General features: G+C 70.5%; 4 protein-coding genes and 1 pseudogene. 1 reads left to right on the forward strand and 4 read right to left on the reverse strand.

Features of this window, described 5'->3' with window-relative positions:
• Nucleotides 1-145, reverse strand: a pseudogene (locus tag FV228_RS34535) (TlyA family rRNA (cytidine-2'-O)-methyltransferase); the annotation flags it as partial.
• Between the two features lie 110 nt (nt 146-255).
• On the opposite strand from FV228_RS34535, the gene FV228_RS28740 reads away from it, so the two are divergent.
• Entirely contained in the window at nt 256-789 is a 534-nt protein-coding gene (locus FV228_RS28740; RefSeq protein WP_147857588.1) for a superoxide dismutase family protein, read from the forward strand.
• A gap of 6 nt (nt 790-795) precedes the next feature.
• On the opposite strand, the gene FV228_RS28745 is transcribed toward FV228_RS28740, so the two are convergent.
• From FV228_RS28745 to FV228_RS33515, 3 genes are all read right to left on the reverse strand, one after another.
• The gene (locus FV228_RS28745) at nt 796-1,248 is read right to left on the reverse strand and encodes an acyl-CoA thioesterase (RefSeq protein WP_187277952.1); all 453 of its coding nucleotides are present in this window, start codon (nt 1,246-1,248) and stop codon (nt 796-798) included.
• Nucleotides 1,249-1,276: 28 nt separating this feature from the next.
• The gene (locus FV228_RS33510; RefSeq protein WP_187277953.1) at nt 1,277-1,414 is read right to left on the reverse strand and encodes a hypothetical protein; all 138 of its coding nucleotides are present in this window, start codon (nt 1,412-1,414) and stop codon (nt 1,277-1,279) included.
• A gap of 149 nt (nt 1,415-1,563) precedes the next feature.
• Nucleotides 1,564-1,710, reverse strand: coding sequence for a hypothetical protein (locus FV228_RS33515; protein WP_187277954.1), 147 nt, complete (start codon nt 1,708-1,710; stop codon nt 1,564-1,566).
• Between the last annotated feature and the right edge of the window lie 45 nt (nt 1,711-1,755).

The following is a 1,755-nucleotide window of genomic DNA, read 5'->3' on the forward strand; positions in this document are numbered from 1 at the left end:
GCACCAGCCCGGCCCGGATCGCGGCCTGCGCCCGCGCGCGGCTCTCGAAATGGCCGTGCTCCACCAGGAACAGGTCGGCCCGCTTCGGCGCAGGCGCGCGGTGCGCGGGCGCTCCGCCTGCCGGTATGGGCCGTTCTCCGGTCATTAGGGCTTTACAGGCTCGCGTCAGGGATACGGCAAAGGTTTCGGGGGCCGGCCCTGTCGGAGGGGCGGCGTGCCCCCTACCTAGACCGGGCTGGAGAGGAGAGCCACCGTATGACACGCATCCTGCCGCTGCTCGGGCTGCTGGGACCCTTCGCGGCGAGCGGCGCCTTCGCCCAGGAGCCGGCAGCCCCCAAGCCGACCGAGACGTTCCAGGCGCCCGTCAAGAACGCCAAGGGCGACCCGATCGGCACGATCGCGATCCGCGACGGCGCCAACAGCCTCGTGCTGCGTGTCGCCATCCAGCCCGGCGGATTGCCGCCCGGCTGGCACGGCATGCATTTCCACGCGGTCGGCGATTGCTCGGATCCGAAGTTCCTGAATTCCAAGGCCCACGTGAACCACGACCAGAGCAAGCACGGCCTGCTCAATCCGGATGGACCCGACGAGGGCGACCTGCCGAACCTCTACGTGGCCCAGGACGGCTCGGGGAATGCCGAGGTGACCAGCGAGACGCCGCTCACCGGCGAGGGCGGCCTCAAGGACGGCGACGGCTCGGCGCTGATCATCCACGCCAACGAGGACGACCACACCACCCAGCCGATCGGCGGTGCCGGCGACCGGGTCGCCTGCGCGGTGATCAAGTAGACGTGATCAGGCGGCGTTGGGCGAGGGCACCAGGGGCGGGATCGGGCGCGGGCGCCCGGTCTCGTCGATCGCCACGAAGGTGAGGGTCGCCTGCGTCACCCGCTCGCGGACCTGGGTGCAGAACCGGCGGGCCCAGGCCTCGACCTCGATTTTCATCGAGGTCCGGCCGACATGCGAAACCCGGGTGTAGACGCACAGCACGTCGCCGACCCGGACCGGGCGGATGAAGGTCATCGCGTCGAGGGCCACGGTGACGACCCGGCCCTGGGCCCGGTCCACGCCGGCGATGCCGCCCGCCTGGTCCATCTGGGTCAGCACCCAGCCGCCGAAGATGTCGCCGTTGGCGTTGGTGTCGGCCGGCATCGCGATGGTCCGGACCGTCAGATCCCCCCGCGGCAGGTCCGCCTCGGGCGGCGGCGCCTGCTCACCTTCGAGGTTCGCGCGTGCGACGTGCTGCATGCCGTCCATCCGCCTGTCTCGCGCGCCGTCAGGAAAGGATGCCGGCGAGCTTGAGCCCGGCCGCCAGCAAGATGGCGGCCGGGCCCAGGATGCATTCGAACGGGATCGATTGCCAGAGGTCCGGCGTCGCGGCCGTGGGCTCGGCGCGCTGCGCGATATCGTTCATCGGGTTTCCTCCCGGGCAGGCCGATCTGTCGCCGGCGCGTCCCGTTCCTGCATTATACGGCATGAAGACCGGCCGCGCATCTCGAATCGGCGCATGAAAAAGCCCGGCGGCTCGTGGGAGCCGCCGGGCCTGTCAGCGTGGTGGACCGCTCAGTAGAAGAACCGGCGACGGTAGTACGGACGGCGGTAGAACGGGCGCGGGCCGTAGTAGAACCGGCGGCGGTAGTACGGACGGCGGTAGAACGGCCGCGGACCGTAGAACCGACGGCGGTAGTAGTACTGGGCCTTCTGGGCCACGGCCGGCGCGGCGTCGGCCGTGGCCCAGAAGGCCCAGTACTACTA

It is taken from the genome of Methylobacterium sp. WL18, from assembly GCF_008040015.1.
Taxonomy (GTDB): domain Bacteria; phylum Pseudomonadota; class Alphaproteobacteria; order Rhizobiales; family Beijerinckiaceae; genus Methylobacterium; species Methylobacterium mesophilicum.

Coding starts and splice junctions, on each gene's coding strand:
- FV228_RS28745 (WP_187277952.1), bottom strand. CDS start 1,248: ATGCAGCACGTCGCACGCGCGAACCTCGAAGGTGAGCAGGCGCCGCCG.
- FV228_RS28740 (WP_147857588.1), top strand. CDS start 256: ATGACACGCATCCTGCCGCTGCTCGGGCTGCTGGGACCCTTCGCGGCG.
- FV228_RS33510 (WP_187277953.1), bottom strand. CDS start 1,414: ATGAACGATATCGCGCAGCGCGCCGAGCCCACGGCCGCGACGCCGGAC.